This is a genomic window from Staphylococcus sp. HMSC34C02 (assembly GCF_001838705.1).
Taxonomy (GTDB): Bacteria; Bacillota; Bacilli; order Staphylococcales; family Staphylococcaceae; genus Staphylococcus; species Staphylococcus borealis.
The window spans coordinates 532221-559204 of record NZ_KV838592.1 but is presented as its reverse complement, the minus strand read 5'-3'; the positions used below and the strand labels follow the sequence as shown (position 1 = coordinate 559204).

The 26984-nt window shown below is 31.8% G+C and carries 21 protein-coding genes and 5 pseudogenes; 8 read left to right on the top strand and 18 right to left on the bottom strand.

What is annotated here, in order from left to right; all coding sequences use genetic code 11:
- Positions 1–298: 298 nt before the first annotated feature.
- Positions 299–1516, bottom strand: a complete 1218-nt coding sequence (locus HMPREF3239_RS11325; RefSeq protein ID WP_053030293.1) for a helix-turn-helix domain-containing protein — start codon at positions 1514–1516, stop codon at positions 299–301.
- A gap of 46 nt (positions 1517–1562) precedes the next feature.
- Here HMPREF3239_RS11325 and HMPREF3239_RS11320 point away from each other — a divergent pair, with 46 nt between their 5' ends.
- Together HMPREF3239_RS11320 and HMPREF3239_RS11315 are read left to right on the top strand one after the other, a co-directional pair.
- A complete protein-coding gene (locus tag HMPREF3239_RS11320) occupies positions 1563–2399 on the top strand; it encodes an HAD family hydrolase (protein WP_053030294.1) in 837 nt (278 codons plus the stop codon).
- An 18-nt stretch (positions 2400–2417) separates the two neighbouring features.
- On the top strand, positions 2418–4142 hold the full coding sequence (locus HMPREF3239_RS11315) for a glycoside hydrolase family 3 protein (protein WP_053030295.1): 1725 nt from the start codon (positions 2418–2420) through the stop codon (positions 4140–4142).
- A 579-nt stretch (positions 4143–4721) separates the two neighbouring features.
- On the opposite strand, the pseudogene HMPREF3239_RS11310 reads toward HMPREF3239_RS11315, so the two are convergent.
- Positions 4722–5311: pseudogene (locus HMPREF3239_RS11310) on the bottom strand (GNAT family N-acetyltransferase).
- Between the two features lie 183 nt (positions 5312–5494).
- Here HMPREF3239_RS11310 and HMPREF3239_RS11305 point away from each other — a divergent pair.
- The 3 genes from HMPREF3239_RS11305 (at position 5495) to HMPREF3239_RS11295 (ending at position 8569) form a co-directional block, all read left to right on the top strand.
- On the top strand, positions 5495–7069 hold the full coding sequence (locus HMPREF3239_RS11305) for a BCCT family transporter (RefSeq protein WP_053030296.1): 1575 nt from the start codon (positions 5495–5497) through the stop codon (positions 7067–7069).
- A gap of 252 nt (positions 7070–7321) precedes the next feature.
- Entirely contained in the window at positions 7322–7540 is a 219-nt protein-coding gene (locus HMPREF3239_RS11300) for a hypothetical protein (protein WP_231119761.1), read from the top strand.
- 87 nt (positions 7541–7627) lie between these two features.
- Complete coding sequence (locus tag HMPREF3239_RS11295) at positions 7628–8569, top strand: ketopantoate reductase family protein (protein WP_053030297.1); 942 nt, start codon at positions 7628–7630, stop codon at positions 8567–8569.
- Positions 8570–8787: 218 nt separating this feature from the next.
- On the opposite strand, the gene HMPREF3239_RS11290 is transcribed toward HMPREF3239_RS11295, so the two are convergent.
- From HMPREF3239_RS11290 to HMPREF3239_RS11230, 13 genes and pseudogenes are all read right to left on the bottom strand, one after another.
- Positions 8788–9552 (bottom strand): alpha/beta hydrolase, encoded by a 765-nt coding sequence (locus tag HMPREF3239_RS11290; RefSeq protein WP_002502244.1) that lies wholly within the window; start codon positions 9550–9552, stop codon positions 8788–8790.
- 24 nt (positions 9553–9576) lie between these two features.
- The gene (locus HMPREF3239_RS11285) at positions 9577–10236 is read right to left on the bottom strand and encodes an ABC transporter permease (protein WP_016930948.1); all 660 of its coding nucleotides are present in this window, start codon (positions 10234–10236) and stop codon (positions 9577–9579) included.
- Positions 10236–11192, bottom strand: a complete 957-nt coding sequence (locus HMPREF3239_RS11280) for an osmoprotectant ABC transporter substrate-binding protein (protein ID WP_053030298.1) — start codon at positions 11190–11192, stop codon at positions 10236–10238. Before HMPREF3239_RS11280 ends, HMPREF3239_RS11285 begins: the two co-directional genes overlap by 1 nt.
- 18 nt (positions 11193–11210) lie before the next feature.
- Complete coding sequence (locus HMPREF3239_RS11275) at positions 11211–11843, bottom strand: ABC transporter permease (RefSeq protein ID WP_070855662.1); 633 nt, start codon at positions 11841–11843, stop codon at positions 11211–11213.
- Positions 11840–13027 carry a betaine/proline/choline family ABC transporter ATP-binding protein gene (locus tag HMPREF3239_RS11270; RefSeq protein WP_016930946.1) on the bottom strand — a complete coding sequence of 396 codons (1188 nt, stop codon included), beginning with the start codon at positions 13025–13027 and terminating at the stop codon, positions 11840–11842. Before HMPREF3239_RS11270 ends, HMPREF3239_RS11275 begins: the two co-directional genes overlap by 4 nt.
- Positions 13028–13167: 140 nt before the next feature.
- Positions 13168–13641, bottom strand: coding sequence for a thioesterase family protein (locus tag HMPREF3239_RS11265; RefSeq protein WP_053020143.1), 474 nt, complete (start codon positions 13639–13641; stop codon positions 13168–13170).
- Between the two features lies 1 nt (position 13642).
- Positions 13643–14611 carry a 3-hydroxyacyl-CoA dehydrogenase NAD-binding domain-containing protein gene (locus tag HMPREF3239_RS11260; protein ID WP_053030299.1) on the bottom strand — a complete coding sequence of 323 codons (969 nt, stop codon included), beginning with the start codon at positions 14609–14611 and terminating at the stop codon, positions 13643–13645.
- Positions 14611–15495, bottom strand: a complete 885-nt coding sequence (locus tag HMPREF3239_RS11255) for a beta-keto acid cleavage family enzyme (RefSeq protein WP_053030300.1) — start codon at positions 15493–15495, stop codon at positions 14611–14613. Before HMPREF3239_RS11255 ends, HMPREF3239_RS11260 begins: the two co-directional genes overlap by 1 nt.
- A 126-nt stretch (positions 15496–15621) precedes the next feature.
- Entirely contained in the window at positions 15622–16179 is a 558-nt protein-coding gene (locus HMPREF3239_RS11250) for a TetR/AcrR family transcriptional regulator (RefSeq protein WP_016930942.1), read from the bottom strand.
- A gap of 602 nt (positions 16180–16781) precedes the next feature.
- Positions 16782–17267, bottom strand: a pseudogene (locus HMPREF3239_RS11245) (FGGY-family carbohydrate kinase); the annotation flags it as partial.
- 345 nt (positions 17268–17612) lie between these two features.
- Positions 17613–18155 carry a GNAT family N-acetyltransferase gene (locus tag HMPREF3239_RS11240; RefSeq protein WP_141763617.1) on the bottom strand — a complete coding sequence of 181 codons (543 nt, stop codon included), beginning with the start codon at positions 18153–18155 and terminating at the stop codon, positions 17613–17615.
- A gap of 80 nt (positions 18156–18235) precedes the next feature.
- A pseudogene (locus HMPREF3239_RS11235) lies at positions 18236–18427 on the bottom strand (RimJ/RimL family protein N-acetyltransferase); the annotation flags it as partial.
- Between the two features lie 391 nt (positions 18428–18818).
- Positions 18819–19640 (bottom strand): LysR family transcriptional regulator, encoded by an 822-nt coding sequence (locus HMPREF3239_RS11230; protein WP_053030303.1) that lies wholly within the window; start codon positions 19638–19640, stop codon positions 18819–18821.
- A gap of 115 nt (positions 19641–19755) precedes the next feature.
- On the opposite strand from HMPREF3239_RS11230, the gene HMPREF3239_RS11225 reads away from it, so the two are divergent.
- Together HMPREF3239_RS11225 and HMPREF3239_RS12355 are read left to right on the top strand one after the other, a co-directional pair.
- Positions 19756–20751 (top strand): YeiH family protein, encoded by a 996-nt coding sequence (locus tag HMPREF3239_RS11225; RefSeq protein ID WP_053030304.1) that lies wholly within the window; start codon positions 19756–19758, stop codon positions 20749–20751.
- Between the two features lie 132 nt (positions 20752–20883).
- Positions 20884–21009: pseudogene (locus tag HMPREF3239_RS12355) on the top strand (rhodanese-like domain-containing protein); the annotation flags it as partial.
- Between the two features lie 39 nt (positions 21010–21048).
- Here the strand turns inward: HMPREF3239_RS12355 and HMPREF3239_RS11220 are convergent.
- Both HMPREF3239_RS11220 and HMPREF3239_RS11215 read right to left on the bottom strand, forming a co-directional pair.
- Positions 21049–22461 carry a zinc ribbon domain-containing protein gene (locus HMPREF3239_RS11220; protein ID WP_070855661.1) on the bottom strand — a complete coding sequence of 471 codons (1413 nt, stop codon included), beginning with the start codon at positions 22459–22461 and terminating at the stop codon, positions 21049–21051.
- Positions 22461–23528 (bottom strand): zinc-ribbon domain-containing protein, encoded by a 1068-nt coding sequence (locus HMPREF3239_RS11215; RefSeq protein WP_070855660.1) that lies wholly within the window; start codon positions 23526–23528, stop codon positions 22461–22463. The genes HMPREF3239_RS11220 and HMPREF3239_RS11215 overlap by 1 nt, the downstream gene beginning before the upstream one ends.
- Before the next feature lie 330 nt (positions 23529–23858).
- Between HMPREF3239_RS11215 and HMPREF3239_RS11210 the strand changes: the two are divergent.
- Positions 23859–24328, top strand: a pseudogene (locus HMPREF3239_RS11210) (transposase); the annotation flags it as partial.
- Positions 24329–24338: 10 nt separating this feature from the next.
- Here the strand turns inward: HMPREF3239_RS11210 and HMPREF3239_RS11205 are convergent.
- Positions 24339–26972 (bottom strand): AAA family ATPase, encoded by a 2634-nt coding sequence (locus HMPREF3239_RS11205; protein ID WP_070855658.1) that lies wholly within the window; start codon positions 26970–26972, stop codon positions 24339–24341.
- Positions 26973–26984: the final 12 nt, after the last annotated feature.

Sequence of the window (26984 nt, the reverse complement as noted above, 5' to 3'; positions counted from 1 at the left end):
AAGCAAAAATAAACCCTTCCTATCAAACTCCTAAAAAGATTGATATGAAAGGGTTTATAGCATATTTCTATTTTCTTAATGATGATGAATTACAACGAAATATCATCAAAATAAATACTAAAAAAACAGTATAAATTGCTTATATTTTTTGTAAAATTTTAATGATTTTTATAAATTATTGACCTTAAATTTAAAAAAGTAGCAAATTTTCTAAATTTTCTATTACTTGAACTAGTGATAAATATAAATGAATGATAATTTTAAATTGCAAGCAAAGTTCAACGCATCACTTCTAAGTTTAATTCACCGAGCTATATTGTTTACGATATTCTAACGGTGACAGTTGATACTTAGCTTTAAAACATTTTGTAAAGTAACTTTGCTGTTTAAAACCTATGTAATTTGAAATCTCATCAACTTTCATAGGTGTATGAATTAATAAATCTCTTCCCTTTTCAACACGTAATTGCATAATATATTGCGAAACAGATTGTCCCGTTTCCTGATTAAACAATCTTGACAGGTATGATGGTGCCAACCCAACTAAATCAGCCAATTCATTTAGACAAAGTGGACGATCCAAATTAATTTTGATGTGTTGAATGACAGTATTAATGTTAGCACTGTACTTAAGAGATTTAACCTTTAATGCGGTCTGTGCATACTCATAAATGAGGTTTTCCATTACGTTATCTAAGTCTTCAATGTCAGTGGCATCATCGATTTCTGCAGCATACTTCCCTGAGATATCATTGATGGTCAATAAATTGACGTTAGCCTTTTCAATGGCTTTCCGGCATAACGTATTAACAAGAAACCCTCTATACTTATGATTTAATAAATCATCTGTGACGCGTCGTATGCCAGATACTGAAACTTTCATTAATTTAAATAAATTGAGTGCTTCATCAGCATTACCATTCTGTATGGCAGTCAGCATTCTATTTTCAATATCGTAGCGTTCTTTAATCTTATTAAATGTGAATTCATATTGTGCCTTATCTTTGGCGTGTGATTCTGGGTTACGATGAAAGCTAAAATCAATATCTTCAACACTATAATGAATATTTCTATTTTTTAAATATCGAACAGCTAGATGCGTCATATTGAGCGCTTGGCTATACTGACAAACCGGTATTTGCAGAAGATATTGTTTTAAGATGGTAAGTTTGGAATGTTTAATTTGGACTTCTTGAAGCATTTCGAGACATTTATTTTCACTCGGTCTTTGAAGTAAAAATGGACCTAATATAATAACTTGATGCGATTTTCGATATTTAAACATTAAAAAGTGTGCATCAAATTGATTCACATAGTGGTAAATCATATTACTTTTCATATTTTCTAAAAGTTTTTGTAGTTCTGCTTTATAGCGTTTGCTCTTTGTATTGGTAAAAGGCGATTTCAAGTGACTACTTATATGCTTGAGATCTTCCAAATCATATCGTTCAAGAGATACCATTAATAGTTCAAACGCATGCGTTTGTAAAATACCAAAAACTTCTCGATTTATCACATTAATCACCCTCATTTATGACTATTACAAGAAAGGATTGAAAACATTGAATTACACACTAGAACATTTTCAACCTCAACATGATCACCTTATCTGCGTAGACTCAGATGGCTGTGGCATGGATACAATGACCATTAAACATGAACGTGCATTTGGACCAGCACTACTTGATATTTGGAATCTAGACGATATCAAAGATGACGTATTAAATCGTTGGAATCAATTTAACCTATATGAAATCACACGTGGTATTAATCGATTTCAAGGACTTGAAAAAATATTAACTGAATTACATCAACAAGGTCGCACTGTAGATGGCTACGATGACATTAAATCATGGGTAGATACGACGACGACTTTCTCAAATCCACAATTGCAACAAGATATTGAAGCTAACCCTGATAAAAAAGGTTTACGTTTAGCGTTAGACTGGTCGAACCGCGTTAATCAACTCATCCAACGTCTTCCGAGTATTGGTCCTTTTGAATATGTATATGACGCTTTAAAGCGCGCCTATCATAACGCAGATATTGTGATTGTTTCATCTGCAAACCTATCAGCAGTTGAGACAGAATGGACTGAACACCAACTCACACCTTTTATAACTAGCATCTTCGCGCAAGAAGCTGGCACAAAAAAACATTGCATTAATCAACTCAAACGTTTATACGATGCAAATCAAGTACTCGTTCTAGGTGATGCTAAAGGCGATATGCAAGCGGCACAAGATAATGATGTGTTATTCTATCCAATTTTAGCTGGAAACGAAGCGACATCTTGGCTTGAATTTAAAGACAAATACTTAAATTTATTCATTAATAATCAGTTTGATAATACTATTCAAGAACATGTAATTCAACAATTTTATAATAATTTTGACTAGAAAAGGAGCATGATAACTATGGCACGAGTAGATTTGAAAGCTAAACCTTACTTTTTAAATGACGAACAAATTCAATGGGTTGAAGAGACATTGTCACATTTAACTGATGAAGAAAAAATAGGTCAATTATTCTTTAATTTATTTTCATTAGAAGAAGATGGCGACTTTAACGATTCTGAGTATACAAATAAAGATATTTTAAATCGATATCATATCGGTGGTGCCCGCTATCAAGGTGGAAACAAGCAACAAGTTCAAGCGCTATTAAACGATTTACAACAACATAGTAAAGTGCCTTTACTTGTCGCTGCAAACTGTGACTCTGGTGGCAATGGGGCTTGTAAAGACGGTACGTATATCGCTTCAGCAGCTCAATGTGAAGCCGCTCAAGACAGTAAAGTCGCTTATAATGCAGGTTACGTATCTGGTCGAGAATCACAAGCACTTGGCGTTAACATTAACTTTGACCCTTGCGTTGATATTTTAAAAAATTGGCGTAACACAATTGTGAACACACGTGCATATGGAACAACTGCAGAAACCGTGATTAAATATACCAATGCCTTTATTAATGGCTTTAACGAAACACAAGATATGATCACTTGTATTAAACATTTCCCGGGTGATGGCACTGAAGAACGCGATCAACACCTTGTATTAGGTGTAAATGAAATGACAACAGATGAATGGGATCAAAGTTTCCGAAAAGTCTATGAAAATCACATTAATAATGGGGTTGAAATGATCATGTCAGGTCATATTGCATTACCTCATTATTCTAAAAAACTCAATCCTGAGTTAGCAGACAAAGATATTTTACCAGCAACATTATCTAAAGAATTAATTACCGATTTATTAAAAGACGACTTAGCTTTTAATGGCTTAGTCGTAACAGACGCAAGTCATATGTTAGGTATGACTGCAGCCATGAAACGTGAAGACTATGTGCCTCAAGCGATTGCTGCCGGTTGCGATATGTTCTTATTCTTCAATGATTTAGAAGAAGACTTCCACTTCATGTTAAAAGGTTATCAAGACGGCGTGATCACTGACGACCGTCTAAATGATGCAGTAAGACGTATTCTAGGACTAAAAGCTAAAATACATTTACCTAAAAAGCAAGCACAGGGTACACTACTTAAAAATGAAGACGAACTTAGCATTATCGGTTGTGATGAACACTTGGCAATGCAACAAGAAGCTGCCGATTTAGGCATCACATTAGTGAAGAACACATTAGATCAATTACCAATACGCCCTGAAACACACAAGAATATACGCTTGTATATCATCGAAGGTGAGAAAAATGGTATTTACAAATCAGATGACACTGTCGAACATAACTTAGTATCTATCCTTGAAGATCGTGGATTTAATGTGACAGTTAATGATGGCTCTACACGTGTAAAAGGTAAAACATTAGAATATCGTGATAACGTTGATGCTGCACTCGTATTCGCAAATATCGTTGGATACGCTGCTGAAAATAACTATCGCATCCGATGGTCAACTGCAATGAGTAACGAAATTCCATGGTACGTTCATGAAGTGCCTACCGTCTTTACATCACTCAATTTCACAACACACCTACATGATGCAACAATGGTCAAAGCCTATATCAACGCGTACCATTCAAATAAAACAACATTAGAAACCGTTGTCGATAAAATCATGGGCGAGTCAGATTTCAAAGGCGTGCCAAATGATTTAGTTTGGACAGACAAATGGCAAGCTAAATTATAATCATATAATATTTAAATATATACAAAAGCGCTAAGGGAGTGGGACAGAATTCTTTTTAAATTCGTTGTCCCACCCCCGCAAGGATGACTAGAACTGAGAAAAGCTCGATTTAAGCGCCTTCTCAGTTCAGTCAGCTACTGCGAATTTGCAAAATAGCTGCATTATATTATTTATGTCCCGGACTCTTAGCGTTGTTTTCTTTGTTCAAGATAATGTGTAGTTCATCAAATAATTATTTTAATTATTATTATTAATATGAAGAGAAATATATCTAAATATACAATGAAAATATTCTTCTTATAAATATTTGGAATGATGTTAATTAATAATCCCATCATGAAAAATAGTGGAACAATATTTTTCATGATATCAAAGAAAGGAAGAAAAATGACACTTATTATGCCAATAAAAGAAATATAGTTGAAGTATAATTAAAAACGATACACCATTTAGGTTCTTCATTTATACTCTTTTTGTTCATGCATCAAAGCTCTTTATCAATTTATGATTAAAGGTCGTTGGTTCAAATGTAGAATAACTTAAATCCAACGTCAAATCGAACTGATAAGTATAAAATGCTTAATTATAATACTCTTCTCTCAACAAACTATACACATAACTATCCGAGAACTCGCCACGTAAACGTTCGTTACTTCTCAACACACCTTCTTGCGTAAAGCCAAGTCGTTCAGGTATGGCCCTACTTTTCGGATTTCGTGTCGACATTTGAATTTCTACGCGGTTAATATCAAACGTTTCGTACACGTAGCGAATCAACGCCTTTGTGCATGCCGTCATAATTCCCTTTTTTTGAAAATGCTCAGCCAAATAATAACCGATAGACGTACGTTTGTTAACAAGGTCTAAATAATGCAAGCCGATGACACCTACAAGTTCATCGTCATACCATATGCCACAATGAAATCCATATCCGCATCAGTGCGGTTTTTAAATACAACTCCTCATTTCTTATTCGCGTGTAAACTGTTGCAATAGTGAATAGATAAAATTTTTACTATCTTCAACCTTCTTTATTTATTCAACAAAAGGTAGAAATTCTGATAGATACTTGCGATTACTATCTATTAATTTAAATAGTTATTCTGCTTCACTTCTCGTTCTTCAGATATTTTTAATTTCAAGAGTGCATTAATTTGAAATCCAAATATAATTAGAATCTCCTATATTTTTTAAAACATGAAAGAAATTATAACCAAAGCAACATATTACACAATTCAAAGGTATAAACTTATTACGAGTTTGTAAAATTTTAAACTTATTCATTATTCTTTTAACTATATATGTTAAGCTTTTATACATCTATTTTATTAAATTTGAAAGGAGTTAAATACATGGAAAACAAATCTAAACAGTTTTCAAATGTGTTTATTTTTGCTTCAGTTACTGTAGGGTTACTGGTAATTATTGGAGCCATCTTCCCTAATCAATTTGGTTCAATTTCAGGAGCAATCGGAAGTTTTATTACAGAAACATTCGGTTGGTACTATATGTTACTTATTAGTATTATTCTGATATTTTGTATCACACTTATTTTTCATCCAATTGGAAAGCTTAAATTAGGAAAACCAGATGATAAACCAGAATTTAATACTATTTCATGGCTAACAATGCTATTTAGTGCAGGTATGGGTATTGGACTTGTATTCTATGGATCTTCTGAGCCCATTTCACATTATCTATCTCCACCAACAGCGAGTAAAGAAACAGAAGCTGCTCTAGCTGAAGCTATGCGTTCAAGTTTCTTACATTATGGACTACATCCTTGGGCAGTTTACGGTATTGTTGCTTTGGCTCTTGCATATACACAGTTTAGAAAAAATGACTTAGGACTCATTTCTCGTACATTACGTCCTATTTTCGGGAATAAAGTAGAAGGTCCATTAGGTACTGTTATAGATGTTCTAGCTGTTTTTGCTACTATTATTGGGGTTGCAGTGTCACTTGGTGTTGGTGCCATGCAAATTAACGGTGGTTTAAATTATTTATTTGGAGTGCCAAACAATAAGCTTATTCAAGGTGTTATTATTCTTATTGTTACAGTTTTATTCTTACTTAGTGCTTGGAGTGGCTTAAGCAAAGGTATTCAGTATTTAAGTAATTTAAATATGCTTTTAGCTGCGATGTTACTTATTATTATTCTAATTGTAGGTCCTACAATTTTAATTATGAATATGTTTACATCCTCAATTGGTGAATATTTGAATACCCTTATTTTTAATAGCTTTGATGTTGCTCCACTTAATTCACAAAAACATGAATGGTTACAGTCATGGACGATTTATTATTGGGGCTGGTGGATGAGTTGGTCACCGTTTGTAGGTATCTTCATTGCACGTATTTCAAAAGGTCGTTCAATTCGTGAATTCGTTATAGCAGTATTAGGTGTTCCTACAATTATTAGTATGCTATGGTTTACAGCCTTTGGTATTACTGGTATTGAAATTGGTAAGCAATCTAAACATACCTTTAGTATGCCACCTGAAACACAATTATTTGGTATTTTCAATGAGATGCCTATGGGTACAATTTTATCGTTTATCGCTATTATCTTAGTAGGCTCGTTCTTTATTACATCCGCAGACTCAGCTACATTTGTATTAGGTATGCAAACATCATTTGGACGTTTAAATCCATCCGGTTTTGTTAAGATTGTTTGGGGAGTCATGTTATCAGCGATTGCCTACGTACTTTTACTATCTGGTGGATCGACAGGTTTAGATGCTCTGCAATCAGCTGCTATTATTTCAGCATTACCATTTAGTTTTGTTGTTATTTTAATGATGATTTCATTTTTCAAAGATGCAAATCAAGAAAGAAAATTCTTAGGTTTAACCTTACAACCTGATCATCAACGTAAAAAGAACTATATTAAAAATAACACAAACCAACAATCTAAAATTAAATAGGACAAAACCTGAGACATTATTAAATGTCTCAAGTTTTGTATATTGATGGTAGTCGATGATTAAATTGAAAATGCATTTGTCGCAAGCTTTTTTCAACTTTAGTCCTCTTTTTTGGGGACAACAAATTCAAAATGAATTCTATCTTACTTTTTTGGTTTGTATGGTATATATACATAAACAATACGATCAATTAAGGTTAATAAATATCGTGGAGAAGTCATAGATAGTTATACTAATGCAACTGATGAAGAAATGAAACAATTTAATAAAGCTAAAGAACAAAAGTATGGTCAAAATCAAGAAGACAATAATCAAATTACTAATGACAATCAAGAAGAAACAATCACCAAAAATCAATCATCGGAAGATAAAGAAGGTACGGAATCTAATCATAATGATGATAATGTGCAAGAAGAATCATCGTCTTCTGAGGAGCAACAAGCACAAGACAAATCATCAGAAAATGATTAGTAGCTTAAATCTATGTAATTTAGACTATATTTTTAACATATTTTAGTGGAAATAGATAGAATACAAGAAAAATAAGGAGTGTTAAGTATGGCTAATAAAATTGCAATTGCTGGGGCGGGTGCAATGGGAAGTCGTATTGGTACTTACCTAAAACAAAGTGGACAAGATGTTACATTAATAGATTACTGGAAAGATCATGTTCATCGAATAAATGAAAAAGGAGTAGAAGTTCAAACTGAACATGATACTTATACTGTTGAAATGCATGCCACATTCCCTGAAGAGGTCAATCAAACCTATGATATTATCGTACTTTTAACAAAATCAATGCAATCTGAACAAATGATGCAAATTTTAAAAGAGCAGGGAGCAATTAGCGAGGATACTGCCATCTTATGTATGATGAATGGTTTAGGCCATGACGAACGTCTATCACAATTCGTTCCAAAATCACAAATTTTCTTAGCCGTAACAATGTGGACAGCTGGATTACGTGGTCCAGGTCAATTGCTATTAGAAGGTGAAGGTTCAATTGACTTTCAACGTGCTGATGGTAAAAAAGACCCACGTACTCAAGAAATTGCAGATATCTTAAATCAAGCTCATTTAAATGCCACTATCAGTAATGATGTATTTAAAGCAATATGGTCTAAAGCCACGCTTAACAGTGTTTTAAATCCACTGTGCACGATATTAGATAAAACAATCGGTGAATTGGGCGCTTATGATCATTCTAGAGCAATGATACGCCCAATCATTGAAGAAATTGTCGACGTAGCACATGCTAAAAATGTAGATATTCATATTTACGACTTAATCTCGAAAATTGAAGCAGCTTATCCTGATCATGCACAAGGTTTACACTATCCTTCAATGCATCAAGATTATAATCATGGTCGTTTAACTGAAATAGATTACTTAAATGGTCAAATTGTGAACTATGGTAAATCATTAGGTATCGCAACTCCTAATAATGAACTGATTACTCATCTCATTCATCAATTAGAAATGAAGTTAAATAAACGTTAATATGAAATAATGTAAAATTAAACTATACTTTTTTGTGAATTATTTGAAAGAATTGGTATTTTTTTGATAAAACTCAATTGTTGTCATTGCCCTAAATAATATATATATATTGATTTTTAAATTAACTTGTAAATGAATAATCAATATTAAATCTTTCTATATAAGAATAAAATAATAAGACCACTAGTCAAAATTGTTAGACTAATGGTCTTATTATTTTATATATTATTTGTAAATATTTTAATTACTTTTTCAATAGCTTTATCCCAAAATGCATAATCATGTTTTCCTGAGCTCTTTATAAAGTCATACTGTACATTTTTTTTATCTAAATAGTTAATAAAATCTAAGTTACCTTTATAAAGTTCATCTTCTGTACCACACATAATTAATAACTCTGGCAAATCAATATTTTTCTCTATAGCTTTATCAACGAGATGATAAGGATCAAAATTACTACCAACTATCTCCTTATCTGTTCCAACTATAGACTCTGGTGAAAAATCATACCATTTGTATTTTTTAAGCATAGAAACGTCGAATGCAGCAGATAAAGGAGCAGCTTTAGAAAACAATTGACTTTGTGTTAATGCAAATTTAATTGTTCCATATCCTCCCATTGAATGCCCTGCAATAAAATTATCTTCTCTTTTTTTAGACAACGGTAAAATCTGGTGTACATAATTGTAAACTTCTAAAATGTAATCATAATAACTGTGTCCAAAAGCCATATTCGTATAAAAACTGTGATCTGCATTAGGCATTATAATCGCTAATTGATATTCATTAGCATAGCGTTCTATACTTGTATATCTCATATACGAATGAGTGTCGCTAGATAGTCCATGAAATAACATCATTGTTTTAAGTTTTTTTGTTTCGTTCGCTGAATCAAAATAACTGTCATCTTCAGGTAAAATAACATTTAAAGATTGATGCATTCCAAGCGTTTTTGATAAATAATTCATCTGGATTAAAGCCATATTATCTACTCCTTAAATACTTTATTAATTATTCGTTTGTGTAGCTGGATCTAATTTTTTCTCTGCTAGACGTAAAATAATATCTATAAGGATTACTATCACAACGATGGGTAATGCACCAGCCAAGATAAATAGTGTGCCATCAGTAGCATTCGTACCACGAATAACGACATCACCAAGTGAAGGCGCTCCAATGAACGAACCAACAGCAACAACACCTATTGCAACTACTAGTGCAATACGTATGCCTCCAATAATTACTGATAAAGAAAGTGGTAACTCAATCATACGTAAAACTTGATTACGTGTCATTCCCATTCCTTTTCCAGCATCTTTAATATTGATATCCACTTCATTAATACCAGTATACGTATTTTTTATAATAGGAAGAAGTGCATATAAGAAAACAGTGAAAATAACAGTATTAATACCTAGTCCTATTACTAACATTAAAATTGCTAACATAGCAATTACAGGCACTGTTTGAATAATGTTAGCTAATGTAATAATAATTCCAGACAACTTACCAAACCTTGCAATAAGTATTCCAAGAGGTATACCGATAATAGCAGCAAATAATACTCCATATATTGACATTAAGAAGTGATTAATAAATAACTCCCATAGATAACCAAAATTTGTTTGATAATAATGTATTAGTTGTTCGAATAAATTACCTTCCATTAGTTTTGAACACCTTTCTGTTTAGAGTCATTTTCATCGTCAAAGTAATTATGTTTTTTTAAGAAATCTTCTGCTACTGTTGCTGGTTCTTTACCTTTTCCATCTGCTTGATAGTTTAGTTCTTGCATTTGTTCAGTTGAAATTTTACCTTCCAATTTTTTTATAATTGGTTTTAATTCTGGTTTTTCTTTTAATAATTGATCAGTCGCTAAAGGACTTGCATCATATGGTGGAAAGAAATGTTTATCATCTTTAAGTACTTTCAAATCATATGCCGCTATACGACCATCAGTAGAATAACCTACTGCTACATCTAAATTACCAGAATGTAATGCATCATAAACCAAGCCAATTTGCATAGGTCTTACTGTTTTAAAATCGATACCATATTCTTTTTTAAATCCTGAATAGCCATCACCTTTACGACTTTCCCAAGAACTATCCATACCTACCCTTAATTTATTTGCATGTTTTTTCAAATCAGAGACTGTTTCTAAATGATATTTTTTTGCTGTTTCTTTCGTTACCATCAAAGCGTAAGTATTTGCAAAACCATATGAATTAAAGAATGTTTGATGATATTTATCTTTAAAGCCTTTTTGTGTTGCCTTCATTGCTTTGTTAGGGTCTTTAATTGGATCTTCCCCTAATGCCCCTGTTAAATCAGTACCTGTATAACGTGTACCAGACATATTTGCTTGATCACTTGTAATAGCATTATGCTGAATAACACTTGATCCTAAGTTATTAATTAAAGTAGGTTGTATTTTATTATTTGTATCATGTTCAATTAAAATTCTTAACATATGTGAAATGATTTGAGATTCACTTGTGCCTAAAGATGTAATTCTAACATCGTCATCTGAATTACTATTTTTTAAACCTGGTAAACTACATCCAGACAACACAGTTAGACATAGTACAAAAACTGCAATATATTTTTTATAATGTTTCATAATGTCCTCCTTTATTGTTTATCTGGAAACTTTAAGTCCTTTCGGAACTATCCACTTTTCAATTTTAGCTAAAATTAAATCTACAATTAGTGCAAGTACAGTTACTAAAATAGTACCTACGATAATCATCATTGGCTCATATAAAGCTAAACCATTGAAAATCAAGTCACCTAGTCCTCCAGCACCAACATAACTTGCTAAAGCTGCCCAGCTAATTACATATACTGAAGATAAACGGATACCACTTAAAATCATTGGTAAAGCTAATGGTAATTCGACATCTTTCATCAATTGAAAATTTGTCATACCCATACTACGTCCTGCTTCTTTTACATTGTTATCAATATTTTGGACACCTACAATTGTATTATTTAAAATTGGTAATAATACGTAAATAAATAATGCAATAATTGCTGTTGTTTTACCCACACCAAAAAGTGGAATCATTAAAGCTAAAATTGCTAAAGTTGGAATTGTTTGTAAGATTCCAGCTACAGTTAAAGAAATCTTCGATAACTTTTCTCTTTTTGATAGTAGAATCCCCAAAGGAATAGCAACAATCATAGCAAGTAATAACGCTACTACTGATATATACAGATGCTCAAAAGTTTTATTAACTAATATGCCACCATTGTCTATTAAATAACTCATACTTTATCCGCCCCTATTTCTTTAGGCTCGACAATGCCTTCATCTTCATTTATTGTTTCTTCTTCAATTTCACCCCAAAGTGTATCGTATACGATATCTACTAAGTTAGATCGAGTTACTAATCCGATTAGAGTTTTACCATCTGTATCAACAATAGGTACATTTCTTACATTACGTTTTAAAATTGTACGTACAGTATCTTGTAATTTACTATCAACTTTAACGCGATAAATATCTCGCTGCATTGTATCAATAAGTTCTTTCATTTGACGTAGTCCTTGATTAATATCTTCAATATCTAAATATCCAAGTAAATGATGTTTATTATCAATTACAAAAACTGTGTCTACTCGTCGGTTTCTCATAATATTAACTGCATCATTTAATGACTCATCAATATGTACAGTGACTGGTGTAATCATTGCATCTTTTACTGTTCGTACATTTGGTCTATCTTGAATCAAACGATTCTGACCAATAAAATCTTTAACAAAATCGTTAGCTGGATGACGTAAAATATTATCTGGTGTATCATATTGAATTACTTTACCTTCAGACATAATACAAATTTTATCTGCTAATTTAATTGCTTCATCCATATCATGTGTAACAAAAATGAATGTTTTTCCTAGTTGTTTTTGTAATTTTTTCACTAAATCTTGTAATGTGTCTCTGGTAATTGGATCTAATGCACCAAATGGCTCATCCATTAAAATAATATCTTGTTCAGCTGCCAAGGCACGTACTACACCAATACGTTGTTGTTGTCCACCAGATAATTGTGAAGGATATCTATCTAAATATTCTTCAGGCAAATCTGCAAGTTTAATCAACTCTTTTGCTTTTCTGTCTTTTTTCTCTTGCGACCATTTTAATAGTTTAGGTACAAGTACAATATTTTCTTTAACTGTCATATGAGGCATTAGACCAATTTGTTGAATCACATAACCAATATTTCTTCTTAATTCTACTGCATTGATATCTTTAATATTCTTACCATTAATTGTAATCTCACCATCTGATGATTCGATCATTCTATTAATCATTCTTAATGCGGTTGTTTTACCACTCCCACTTGTTCCTATGAAAGCAACAAAATCTCCTGATTCAATATCAATGTTCATATTATCTACTGCTTTTTTCCCACCTGCATAGACTTTTGATAAGTTTCTAATACTTAACATATATCCAGTCCTCTCTTTTTTTATATTTATTACAAACTGAGGACTTAAAGTGTATGTTATACAAAGTTTACTAAGTAAAAACAAGGCACATTAAGTCCTCCATATTTCAATCATTCAATTATTAACTACTAAATTAGCCTCTATTTTCTTCTATTAATTCCTATTCGATGTCCTAATTGTTTAGGTCTTTCATTAATAGGTGTTGTATTAAAATATAACTCTATAGATTCTAATATTTGTTCAGGAAAAGGTGCTGATCTATTTGTATTTATATCTATTCCCATCAACATAACTTCATATATGGCGCTACATATATCATCCTTATTAAACATCTCCATATAAACGTGTACACGTTTACTATCGTAATCATAAAGATGTACTTTTACCTGAATATTTTCGTCTTCTTTCATTTCTTTTAAAAATGTTATATGATTTTCTAATGTGAAAATTGTATACTGCAATCTTTGAATTGTTTCTTGATTAAGACCAATTAATGCTAACCATGCATCTGTTGCATCACTAAAAACACGGTTGTATTCAGCATCATTCATATGTCCGTTATAATCAACCCATTCTTTTTTTACATTTGTTTGGTAAATATAATGTTCTGACATATTAATTTACCACTTGATGTTTTTTAGATTTTTTCATTGAATCTGTATCTTCTGGCCAATATTCTTCTGCGAGTTGTTTTACTTTAATCAAGAATTCATTACGTTTTTGATCAAGTTCTGACATTGTATATCCTTGTGATGTCGCTTCACTACCGCTCACTACTTTTTCGTAAAGATCCTCCGTCAATTCTGGCGCAATTAACTTAGTCCATGGTTTTTTCAATGCAGGACCAAATTGTTTAAGCATGTGTCTCATACCACCTTCGCCACCTGCAAGATGAAATGTCATGAATGGTCCATATTGTGCATAACGTAAACCAGCTGCATGCGTAAATGCTTTATCTACTTCTTCTGTTGTCGCAATACCATCATTAACAATATGTAGAGATTCTCTCCATAATGCCTCCATTAGACGATCTGCAATATGTCCTTCAATTTCATTTCTTACATGGAGGACATCCATGCCAATATTCTCATAAATTTCCTCAGCTTTAATAATCGTTTCTTCTGAAGTACTTTGACCTGGTACAATCTCAACAAGAGGTAAGATATATACTGGATGGAAAGGATGTGCTACTACTAAACGTTCAGGATATTTTAAATTTTTTTGTAACTCTGTTGGCATAATGCCAGAAGTACTTGAACCAATAATAGCAGACGGTTTCGCATAAAAATCAATTTCTTTTAAAACAGAATCTTTAATAGATTCTACTTCCGGAACATTTTCTTGAATAAGGTCTGCATCTTTAACTGCTGCTTTCAAATCTGTAGTAAAGCTTAAATTATCTAGTGATGCATTCTTAGCTAACCCCATTTTTTTAGCATAAGGCCAGTTTTGTTTAACTTGTGTTAGCATTCTTTCATAGGCACCTTCGCTAGGATCTGTAGCAACGACTTCATGCCCATGAGCGAGTATTCTTGTTATCCAGCCACTACCAATTACGCCTGTTCCAACTACTGCGAACTTCATTATTTACCTCCTTGATTATTTTTAAGATTAAGTTTCTCTCTTGCTTCTGCAGGTGTTAATGGGACTAAATCATATTCTTTCATTATTTTCTTAGCTTCTTCAACTAATGCTTCGTTAGTTGCTTTAACACCTTTTGAAATATACAAATTATCTTCAAGACCAACACGAATATTTCCACCACGTTTAGCAACTTCTCTAACTGTCGGTAATTGCATTCTACCAATACCAAATGCAGACCATTGTGCATCTTCAGGGATTCTTGAAATAAGATAGTCTAACGTTTGAGCATCATTTTCAGCGCCCCAAGGTATACCTAAACAAAATTGGAACATAGGTTGTTCGACTAAGCCTTCTTTAACAAGTTGCTTTGCAAAACTGACATGACCTGTATCAAAACATTCAAGTTCTGGTTGTACACCTGCATCTTTAATCATTTGCGCTTGTTCTCTCAGCCATGAAGCGGGACTAATATATATCGAATCTCCCATATTAACGCTGCCACAATCAAGCGTACACATTTCTGGTAATGTGTCACCTACTGGTCTATGACGCTCTTTAGGCGTTTGAATCCAGGTTCCTTTACCACCTGTTTCTGGGTGTTCTTGACTTGGAATAAAGTCGCCACCGCCACCAGCTGTTACATTAATAATAATATCTTCGTCTGCCTCTCTAATGAGTCTTACAGTTTCACTATACAGTTCTGGATCATGACTCACCCCGCCTGTTTTAGGGTCTCTAACATGAATATGTGCTACTGTTGCTCCAGCTTTTGCACACTTAATTGCTGAATCAGCAAGTTCTTGTGGTGTTACTGGAACATTTTCATTTTTGTCAATTGTATCTCCAGCGCCTGTAATTGCTGCAGTTAATAACACTTTTTTCAAGATAAGCACTCCTTTATATTTTAAATACGTTACAAACTATACCAACTGGTCGGTAAAGTTTCAACCGTAGCATAAAAAATAAGCTGAAAAGTTTCAATCTCACCTAACAGCTTAAAACCTGAAAATTTATTTTTTTTCTTTATTAATACCTACTTCTACGTTTTCTTTTAACCGATTTATTACTCTTTCACGCATTGATTCATCAATTGCACTTATTCCAAAAACTTCTGATAACCATAAACCATCAACAGCTAACCTAATGATTGTTGCATCTATTTCATCTAGACCGTCATTAACAATTTGAGATTGCCAATCTTCATATAAAGATTTTAATGGTAAGAGTAGTGCTTTATTTGAACCTTGTGCAGCAAGCATTGCAGAAGTAATAGGCGCATTTTCAACACGATGCTCTTTCGTTGCTTCAATAAACGCATTTAACCATTGTCCTTGTTTACAATGTGTATTATCAATATGACTATTTACATTTTCTCGATATAATTCATTAGCATAATTGACAAGTTCTTTTATTAGACCTTCTCTATTTTTAACATGATAAAGCAAACCACCCTTGCTTATACTTGCTTCTTTTGCTACTGCATCTAATGTTAAATAGTCAGTACCTTGTCTATTTACTATATTAGCTGCAGATTCTAAAATATACTGTTTCTTAGATTTCCTCGTCATCAATTCACCCTCTTCCAATTAAAATCAATATTGTTTACATAATACTCTTAAATAGATAGAGATTATTATATTATATAAATTATTTTAAAAAAAGTTTTATGTTCTAATCTTTTTAACTATATTAAAAATGATTACACTTAAAAAATGTATAAAGTATGTGAGAATAAGACAAAGAATTCAAAATGCATTCTTCTTCCTATCCCAACTGTGTATGTAACCTAATTTATATTGAATATAAACTTCTTTTACGAAAGTCCTAGCTCTATGACTTAAATCAAATTGAACTTAAATTTTTTAACCTTTTGTATTGATTGTATAAGAGTAGAAGTGAAAAACTTAATATAAGTGTATTTTCTTTCATTTTAATTATTGATTATCTTTGTAAACAATCATTTAAAATGCTTTATGTCAAGTAGATAAGTAAATAATTAAAAGATACTATTAAATTTAACTAATTTCTCATCTTTAAATTTCATTTTCATATTCTTCTCTCAATAAACTATCTGAGAATTCCCCAGGTAATCCTAAAAATTGTCGATTTTGTTTAGTTAAATCGTTAGTCACAATAATTCACTTTCTCCCTTTGCTTATTTGTGATTTCTTTAAAGTTGTTCGTTAGCAAGACGTTCTATAGGAAGACCTTTTTTAAAACGTTCAATATAACGATTAAAGCTTTCTATTTCTTTTTAATTTGGTTCAATTTTGATAGAATCAGTATCTTTAAAAGCAATTTCATTAAGATAACTAGATAAATTTACATAGTTTTCTGCTACAAGATATCTAGCTAAAACAGCAATCCCCCATGCTCCACCCTCACTAGCAGTTTGCATAACACTAACGGGACTTTGCATTGCTGCTACCAAAAATGTTTGAGCAACTTTTTTGGTTTTGAATATACCTCCGTGTCCATATATTGAATTAATTTCAATATCTTCATTCTTTTTTAATAAGTCAATACCAATTTTTAATGTACTAAATGCACTATATATGTGAGTCTTCATTACATTAGCTAAATTGAATGAACTATCTATCGATCGTACTAACATAGGATAACCCTGTTGAACCTCTGTAATAAATTCTCCGGAAATTATCACTTTTAAACTTAAATATTGTAATATTATAATTTATACCCCATAACTGACTCCATCTTTACAATAATTTTTATTGTGTTATCCTACACTTGTAATATTCTTAATCTAACATAAAAATTTTAACCACTTTCAATTTATTCTGGAGCGTAAATTGAAAGTGGTTTTTTTAATTTAATATATATAGTTTTACTAAACAATAAGCTTAAAAATAGAAAGAGATAACTCTATTCTCTATTATATTCGGAATGAATCTATAAGTGGATATCATACGTTTATTGATTACTTAAAAAATTATTATAAAATCATCTTGTAAATAAATTTGAATGTATATTTACAATAGAATTAATCATCATATTCTTCCCGGAGTAAACTATACACATAACTATCTGAAAATTCTCCTTGTAAACGTTCATCACTTCTCAATATACCCTCTTGTGTGAATCCAAGTCTTGTTGGTATAGCTCGGCTTTTCTTATTTTTAGTAGACATTCGTATTTCGATTCGGTTAATATCATATTCTTCATATACATATTGAATAAGTGCTTTAGTGCATTTAGTCATAATACCTTTCTTTTGAAAGTCTTCTGCTAAATAATAACCAATCGAAGTTGTTTTATTAACTAAGTCTAAATAGTGCAATCCTATGACCCCAATCAGTTCTTTATTACTCCATATTCCACAATGAAATCCATTACCATCGATAAATTGTTGCAACGCTGAATGGATAAAGTGTTTACTATCTTCCACCTTCTTTGTATGTTCGACAAAAGGTAGAAATTCTGCTAAGTAGTTACGATTGCTATCTACTAATTTAAATAACTGTTCTGCTTCTCGTTCTTCTAATATCTTTAATTTAATATCTTTATCTACTTGGTAACCAAAAATCATAACTATCCCGCCTATGTATTTAATTATTAATAAATCTCAAAGAAAAACCGCTACTAAAGTGGATATGGAAAGCCGTCACCACGCGTAAATTGTTGTAACGCCGACTGAATAAATGTCTTACTGTGCGCAACTTCAGTTGTATATTCGACAAATGGCAAGAACTCGCCTAAATATTCACGATTGCTATCTACTAATTTGAAAAGTTGATCCGCTTCACGCTCTTCTAATATTTTTAACGTCACATGTTCATTCACTTGATAACCAAACATCATCGATATCGCCTCCAGTTAAAATTGTCAAATTATTCGGTAAATTACATATATAGTAACATAAATATATGTATTTTTATTAAAAGCTTAAATTTCATTCTATTTTGTATTAGCATAAAATGCTTGAAATTAAAAAATGACACATTAGATTCCGCACCGCGACAATAAAAAATTGGAGTCTGAAACATCCATAATATAATAATGCTATTGTGCAAATTCGCAGTAACCGACTGAACTGAGAAGACGCTTAAGTCAAGCTTGTCCCAGTTCTAGTCATCCTTGTGATTGAGGCGCCCAGCAGAGCGCATTTCATTAAGACATTACTCAAGCTAAGCACACTGGAGACAGCGCATTTAAGATAAATTTTGTCCCCCTCCACATCTTATATATATTATTTCATAATCGTTTCAATGACAGTTCTAATATTTTTATCGATATATTTATCAACATGTTTAACTAGATAATAATGACGTTTCACATTAAGTGTTTTTATCACTAAATTTTCATAATCTTCAGGATTAATTGCTGATTTGGAAATAATAGCAAATCCATTTCCAGCCTCTGCCATTTGTTTAATAATACTAATATTATTAATTTCTACTAAATATGGATTTAATTTTAGTTCGGAAAGTCCTGCCTCTTGATAAAATCTCGTTCCTGATCCTTTTTCTCTAACGAAGCAGATATCCATTCTAGGTTTAATTGATTTTTTATAAATATACACCATTTCATCTTCAATTATTGTTTTACATTCTATCGCATTATCTTGAATGTCTTTTTCTACAATACCAATATCTACTCTATTGTGTTTAATATCGTTTATAACTGAATCTGAATTATTAATACGTAAATGAATATGTAACTTCGGATGTTGTTGCATAAGAATGGTAAGTTTTTCTGATAATAAATATTCACCATATGTATAACTACTTCCGACCGTAAGCGTGCCTGCGATGGTTTCGGATTCAGATGCTAAATTTTGCCATAATTCTTGTTCAATACTTTCCCGTTGCAATGCATATTGTAAAAGCTTTTCTCCATCATTCGTTAGTTTTAAATATGGAGACTTAAATTCAAATATATTCACATTATATTTTAATTCTAGACGTTTAATATCTCGACTAACAGACGGTTGTGACGTATATAAATTTTCTGCTGCTCTAGTAAAACTTTCTGTTTTGATTACTTCAATTAATACCTTATACGGATCCATGTATCATTCTCCTTCAAGTCTAATATATCATTTTTGATATAGATACTATACTAATTATTTATTTAACGTTATAACAATAACGTGCTAAGATTTCATATCGAGGTGAGAAATACATATGAAATCATTAACGCAAGCGTCATTTATAAAAGGCATTATGTTTACATTTGTGATTGCAATTACCAGTTATATATTAGCTCAATTTCCTGTTTTACATACAATTGGGGCTTTAGCTATTGCAATCATTTGTGCGATGATATACCGCCAAATCAAAGGTTATCCAGAACATCTTCGTCCTGGCATTACTTTTGCATCGAAGCGTTTATTAAAATTTGCGATTATCTTATATGGATTAAAACTAAATATGGGAGATATTCTAGGTAAAGGCTGGAAATTATTACTAATTGATATATTCGTCATTATCTTCTCAATTAGTTTAACTTTAGTTTTAAATCGTATGCTTAAAGGAAATAAAGATATCTCTATACTACTTGGTATCGGTACAGGTGTATGTGGCGCTGCAGCGATTGCTGCTACAGCACCAATTTTAAAATCTAAAGAGAAAGACACCGCAATCAGTGTAGGTATTATTGCGCTAGTTGGAACTATATTTGCGCTAATGTATACAGCCATCGAGGCTATTTTTAAAATACCTGCGATAACTTATGGCGCTTGGGCAGGTATAAGTTTACATGAAATCGCTCAAGTCGTTTTAGCAGCAGGTATTGGTGGACCAGAGACAATGACGTTTGCTTTACTTGGAAAATTGGGTCGTGTTTTTTTACTTATTCCATTAAGTATTGTCTTAATTCTGTATATGCGTTATCAATCAAATTCAGATCAACAACAACAAAAAGTTCATATTCCTTATTTTCTAATTGGCTTTATTTTAATGGCTTGTATAAATACGTTTATCCCTATACCTTCAATGTTTATGAATATTATTAATGTCATCACAACTTTATGTATGTTAATGGCAATGGTCGCTTTGGGGTTAAATATCGTTTTAAAAGACGTCATCTCAAGCGCACTTAAACCTTCTATCGTTATCTTTATTACTTCAATTTGTCTATCTAGTGTGACACTCCTAATCGCGTATATAATGTTTACATAGATGATGATGTTATACGTTTATATGCCAACAAAACGTGCATTCTAAAATACTGAAATGCACGTTTTCCAATCATTGTACTTCAATACTTGATTAGACTTCTGTTTTGTTCATTATCTCTCTCCAGTTGAAAATGGTGAACTATTATTATTAGATGTGCGTCCCACAGAAGAATATGAAAGTGGCTATTTCCCTGGAGCAATCTCCATACCGATTGAGGAATTAGAAGACAATGTTTTAGATTGGAAATATGAAAAATAAGGGAGTCGGTAATCCGACTCCCTTATTGCTATTGAATTATTAATAACCTGAACCGACTTCTTCCCCGTCTTCATCGTATTCTGTTACATAACCATCATCCGTATCAATGGTATAAGAACCGGCTAAATCTCCATTTTTATCAGTAAATGAGAAGCCCCATTTGCCGTCATCTGTTTTCTCTGGTTCTTTGTATGTGTATGTGTCCGTATCTAACGTATGACCTTCATATGATTCTACTTTATCAATGACATTGTCACGCGTTACTTCTTCTGAACTTGAATCAGAATCATCGCTGTCACTATCTGCATCCATTTTATCATCGATATAGTTATCAATTTCATCATCATCAAACGTTACTGTGACGTCTGTGACATCATCATCGTCGTCTCCAGCACTTGTCACATTCACTGAATCCGATTTAAACGTTTTACCTTCATATGTGCCTTGTGCATATACCGTTACTTCTTCATCAGGATCGTATGGTCCATATGTCTCAGAAGATGTTTCACTTCCAATTTCTTTATCATTCGCATATATTTTTACGTTATTTAACATATAGCCACCATCAACGCTAACGGTGAAACGTTTTTGTTTAAATGATTCATAAGCAATATTACTATCACTCATGTTAATCATTAACGCCCCTTTGAATTTCTTGCCATCAATATCTTTCGTAGCTTTTAAATTATAATCACCGATTGGGAACGTACCAAGCGTTTTTTCTTCATCTTCAGAAACTGTTGTCGTGCATTTTTTACCATTATACTCATAAGTAATATCTCCACTACTACTTGGATAAATGCTTACGGATTTTTGTGGAACATTAAATGTGTAATTATCAAAGAATAAGAATTTCTTGCCATCCTTAGAAATATTTAACACATTGTTCCCATTAGCATCGACAGACAAATTGTTGAAGCGATTATCTTTAATTTCTTTCGCACTTTGTTCTACATTGCTCCCAACATTATTTAAATCATCTTCTGTTTTGATATAGTTTAAATACGCGCGTGCTTCTTCCTGACTTAACTTCTGATCGTTTTGTGTCGTAACTTCTTTGGCTAACGCTTTTTCATCGTCTTTCTTGATTGCTTGTGCAATATTTGATGCTTGCTTTTCCGGAGAAAATTGATTTTTTAATAATGAAAATGCAACGATTAAAGCGATGAGCAATACAGCTATAACAGCAATAATAATCCACGTCTTTTTATTATCGCCTTTACGTGGTTGTTGATCATGTCTAGGGGCATAACCTTGCTGGTTATAACTGTTGTATCCCTGATTTGAATGTTGTTCATGCATATCTTGTCGAGGTTGGTTATGATGATTTTGGTTATGTTCATGTTGTGTATTAGCGCTATTCGACTTAGATTGGTGAACAGGCTTACCACAATTTGTACATACCTTCACACCTTCACGAAGCGGTTGCCCACAATTACTACAATATTTCATTAGTAGATCGAACTCCCATCAAATAGATTATTGAACTCACTGATTAAGTTAGCAAAGATTTGGTTAAATAAAGATTCCCCAAAAATCGTTACAAATAAGAAGAAAACAATAATGTAAATAATCACACCATAAAAACTTGAGAAGCGCGTATGATGATTGGCACTATATTTAGCAATCATGTACACACCTGAAATAACAATTAACAAGATGGATAGCATAAACAAGGCGCCACCAAATCCATATGAATTAGCAAACATTAAAATCAATGCAAGTACTAATACTGCGACTGAAACACTATTAATCAATACAAAATCCGACAATACTTTTCTGAATGGAATTGGCTGTCTCACTACTAAACGTGTGATACCATACGTCACACCTACGATAACCGCTAAGAATAAAATGATGGCTACAATAATCGAAAAGATAATTTGACTCTTAGGTGTCTCAAATAAACCAATTGTTGAAGGTATTGCAATCGCAAGTAACAGTGCGATGACTAATAAACCAATAACGAGTAAAGAAAATAACAATTTAAAACTAAATGCTTGTTGGCTTTTTAGAACTTGGTCAGGTGCTGCGAAAGCACTTCTGAAGAAACCTTTACTTTCTTCTGTCACTTCTTTTGCATGTTCACTAAATTGGCTTGATTGTTGTGGTTGTTGATAGTTTGAATACGGCTCATTGTATTGTTGTTGACTGTGATATGTATGTGATGCGTTGTTGTGAGGTTGTTGATTTGATTGTGGCTGATGCATTTGATGTTGTTGAGTTGTTGAATGATGTTCAGGTACATGCTGGTTATCTATCACTTTGCCTTCGTCATTATTACGTTTATCTTGTGTTGTGTTGTTTGTTCTAGATAATGGTTCATTATGATTTGATGTCGTTACGTGTTCTTCTCCCAATGATGCACTTGTATCGTATCGTCGCCCATTCGCCTCTGCATTTGAGATATCTTTCTCAGCAGAATTAACCGTTTGGGACTGTTTATCTATTTTATGGCCACACTCGCCACAAAATAAATCGTTAGGCTCGATTGCACTTCCGCAATTTGGACATTGCATAGGTGTTCCCTCCAATTTTTAATTTTTTTAATCTTCAAAAAGTATATCATTTATTTTGTATTGTTTTCTACATTATTTTAAACTTTCTATCAAAAAAATTATATATTCTAAAAAGCAATATTTCGACATATGCATTTTATACATTTGCCTAAATATTGCTTCGCTTAATATTAAAATAAAACATACAAAGATATTAGAAAACGGATCCCACTGTTGCCCATAAACTAGCATAATTAGCAATTAATATCGCAAAAATCTATTCACATTCAGATTTTGTTTAATAAGATTTAAATAATCTAATTTCAAATATTTTTTAACTCTATGAAGATAAGTTATTCAAGTGTTAAACCTTCTTCTTTTCTAGTAAAAACTTCACTTATAAATTAGACAATTAAAAGATTCTATAAAATACTTGTCTCATTTAGATAAAGAAATGGTTAATTTAGCGCAAAAATTAAAATGTTGCGAAAATATACAATCAATTCCTGGTATTGGTGAATTTACAGAAGCTATGTTAATCATTAAAATTGCTGTTATTACGCGCTTTAAATCGAACAAACAAGTCCATACTTATGTTGGTATTGATTTCAAACGATATCAATACGGTATCACTCACTTTAGAGGCACAATGAATAAGCGAGGAAATAAAAAATTTATACAATTTTTATTTTGGATAGTGATTAATTTTATTCGGGGCCTGCGTAACTATGATAATCATGTCGTCTATTATTAATAAATTAAGAAAGCAGCCTAATGAGAAAACTCATAAGACTGCCGTCATCGCTTGTATAAATCGATTATAAAATGTCATTACATATTTAAAATTGTCTGATCACTAATCATAGTTAAATCGATATTTATATCATTAGAATTAATCACTTCACTCTTATGCACTACTAATAATTCTTGTACAAAGTTACGAGCCCATCTACCATTTGATTTTTTCTCGTCGTCTAACTCACTATATTTATTTTCAACTACTTCTCTTAATAATTTTTCATCAAAAATCCATTGGTCCTTAGTTAAGGCTAAAATCACAATGTCAGCTACTTCTTTAGGCGCATAATCATCAAAATGAATTTTATAAGGAATTCTAGATTGTAGTCCTTCATTAGATTCTAAAAAACGTTCCATATCATTTTCATAACCTGCAAAAATTGCAATAAATTTCCCACGTTTATTTTCTAATTCTGTAATAAGTGTCTCTATAGCTTGAATACCGAAGTCATTACTTGATTTTTCCTTAGGCATCAATTGGTAAGCTTCATCAATAAATAACACACCACCTAATGATTGTTCTACTATTCTTTTAGTATTTTTTTCAGTATGCCCAATGTAGCTACCAACCATTTCACTGCGTTCAGTTTCGATTAAATGACCTTTAGAAAGTATCCCAAGTTGACCAAATATTTCAGCTAACAATCTCGCCACTGTTGTTTTACCTGTTCCAGGTGATCCTGTAAAAATCATATGGTAATTGCTCGTACTAATTGATTTACCTTGTTTTTCTAGCATTTGATTAAATTTCACTTCATTTACTATAGCATTGACATGTGTTTTAACATTCTGTAAACCTACTAAATTATTTAATTCATTTAATAATGATTGTAAAGTCTCCTTATCTTCATTTGTTTGTCTATTGAAAATTTCAAAATCTTCATTATTGATAGTAATTAGCACTTGATTATCAAGATATTCTCCACTTTCAGAAATACGTTGCATTTGTTGCATTGTTAATTTCTCATTAAAGTTACGAACCCATCTACCATTACTATTATCAAAATTAAATTTATATTCACTATCCATGACTTTCTCATATTTACTAGAGTCAAATTCATATCCTTTATCAATTAAATCCTTACTTCCTATTGCATATAATTCATCGAAGTTATAATCATCGAAATTAAAAGTGTTCGGAATTCTGGATGACAATCCTGGGTTAGAGTTTATAAAATCAACCATTTCATTGGTATATCCTGCAAATATTATCATAATTTCTTCTCTATAATCTTCCATATACTTAAGAATTACATCAATAGCTTCTTGTCCTGTACCTTTATCGCCTTCATTATTTACTAATGTGTAAGCTTCATCGATAAATAACACACCATTTTTAGCTTTTTCCAATATTTCAAAAGTTTGAGTAGCAGTTCTTCCAACGAATTCAGAAACTAAATCTTGTCTTGATACTTCAATAAAGTTATCACTTTCAATTACGCCTTCTTCATACAGAGCTCTTGCAATTAATCTGGCTACTGTCGTTTTACCTGTTCCTGGATTACCAACAAACATAGAATGCATTGATGGTAAACTTTGTTGAAGACCTCTTTCTTTTTTTATTTTATTTATTCTAGCAACATTTATAAACTGTTTGGTAGCTTCTTTTACTTTTTCTAAACCAATAAGTTCATTTAATTTATCTATTGCTTTACTTTCATTTTGATTATTTTTCTCAAAACGATTTGTCTCTTCTTCATTTTCTGCATAGTCCGCTTCTAGGAGATTCTCTGCTTCTTCATATTCTTTTATAGAAAGTTCAGCAACATCTTCATTAAAATCATATTCTAAGTCACTATAACCATGAGTTTGCATTATTTGATTAGTTGTTTCTGCTTCTATCAAATCATTTATTTGCGTTTGCTCATCACGGTTAATTATGTGTAGTTCTTCACCGATTGCGTCAGAAAAATCGTCTATTTCCACGGTAAATCCACCTATACTATTTGTATTAACTTTATTGATTGAAAGATAACTCTCGCTTAATTGCGCGAATGATTTACCTGAAATAATGTTTAAATTTTCTATAGTAAGTTGACCTTTATCTCTAGCACATATATCATATTCAAAATTTTCATTTTCTATATATAAATCATTAGCAAAAACTTGTGCTTCTTTTATAGCTGATATAAATCCAACAATTAGCGTGTTTTTTATTTTAGTACATGAGTAGTCAGACGTTCTCATACCCATTATCAATGAATTCGCAACAAAAGCTTTGGAGTTACCTAGATAAATTCCGCCTTGTTCTTTTTCAATTTTAGTCTCTATCGTTACACTATTTAATGTTATATAATTATTTTCTTTAGCAAAAAACGCTACTTTATTGTCATTTCCTTTTACAATTACATTATTTAACTGTACATTACTATTGTTGATTGATAATGCATTTTTATCTAATTTAGATGCATCGATAGTTAAGTTCTCAAAAATAACATCACTATTTTCAATGTCAAAAGTTGTTTCTAAACTTGTTTCTTCAGGTGAGGACTCTCCTCGAAATTTTATGTTAATATCTTCCAATGAAATTCCATCATGGCAACGATGTACGTCATTTTTAAGGCTATCAAATACTACCACATCGTTATTTCTAGCTAAACCATCTTGAAGCATTTTTTCTAAGCTCACTTTTCTAAAACCTTTACCCACAAGTATTGGTTTCTTCATTATCAATAACTC

What these genes read in the sequence shown, in the direction of transcription:
- HMPREF3239_RS11315 (WP_053030295.1), top strand. Translation starts at nt 2,418, where the DNA reads ATGGCACGAGTAGATTTGAAAGCTAAACCTTACTTTTTAAATGACGAA.
- HMPREF3239_RS11305 (WP_053030296.1), top strand. Translation starts at nt 5,495, where the DNA reads ATGGAAAACAAATCTAAACAGTTTTCAAATGTGTTTATTTTTGCTTCA.
- HMPREF3239_RS11300 (WP_231119761.1), top strand. Translation starts at nt 7,322, where the DNA reads ATGAAACAATTTAATAAAGCTAAAGAACAAAAGTATGGTCAAAATCAA.
- HMPREF3239_RS11295 (WP_053030297.1), top strand. Translation starts at nt 7,628, where the DNA reads ATGGCTAATAAAATTGCAATTGCTGGGGCGGGTGCAATGGGAAGTCGT.
- HMPREF3239_RS11290 (WP_002502244.1), bottom strand. Translation starts at nt 9,552, where the DNA reads ATGGCTTTAATCCAGATGAATTATTTATCAAAAACGCTTGGAATGCAT.
- HMPREF3239_RS11285 (WP_016930948.1), bottom strand. Translation starts at nt 10,236, where the DNA reads ATGGAAGGTAATTTATTCGAACAACTAATACATTATTATCAAACAAAT.
- HMPREF3239_RS11280 (WP_053030298.1), bottom strand. Translation starts at nt 11,192, where the DNA reads ATGAAACATTATAAAAAATATATTGCAGTTTTTGTACTATGTCTAACT.
- HMPREF3239_RS11275 (WP_070855662.1), bottom strand. Translation starts at nt 11,843, where the DNA reads ATGAGTTATTTAATAGACAATGGTGGCATATTAGTTAATAAAACTTTT.
- HMPREF3239_RS11270 (WP_016930946.1), bottom strand. Translation starts at nt 13,027, where the DNA reads ATGTTAAGTATTAGAAACTTATCAAAAGTCTATGCAGGTGGGAAAAAA.
- HMPREF3239_RS11265 (WP_053020143.1), bottom strand. Translation starts at nt 13,641, where the DNA reads ATGTCAGAACATTATATTTACCAAACAAATGTAAAAAAAGAATGGGTT.
- HMPREF3239_RS11260 (WP_053030299.1), bottom strand. Translation starts at nt 14,611, where the DNA reads ATGAAGTTCGCAGTAGTTGGAACAGGCGTAATTGGTAGTGGCTGGATA.
- HMPREF3239_RS11250 (WP_016930942.1), bottom strand. Translation starts at nt 16,179, where the DNA reads ATGACGAGGAAATCTAAGAAACAGTATATTTTAGAATCTGCAGCTAAT.
- HMPREF3239_RS11230 (WP_053030303.1), bottom strand. Translation starts at nt 19,640, where the DNA reads ATGGATCCGTATAAGGTATTAATTGAAGTAATCAAAACAGAAAGTTTT.
- HMPREF3239_RS11225 (WP_053030304.1), top strand. Translation starts at nt 19,756, where the DNA reads ATGAAATCATTAACGCAAGCGTCATTTATAAAAGGCATTATGTTTACA.
- HMPREF3239_RS11220 (WP_070855661.1), bottom strand. Translation starts at nt 22,461, where the DNA reads ATGAAATATTGTAGTAATTGTGGGCAACCGCTTCGTGAAGGTGTGAAG.
- HMPREF3239_RS11215 (WP_070855660.1), bottom strand. Translation starts at nt 23,528, where the DNA reads ATGCAATGTCCAAATTGCGGAAGTGCAATCGAGCCTAACGATTTATTT.
- HMPREF3239_RS11205 (WP_070855658.1), bottom strand. Translation starts at nt 26,972, where the DNA reads ATGAAGAAACCAATACTTGTGGGTAAAGGTTTTAGAAAAGTGAGCTTA.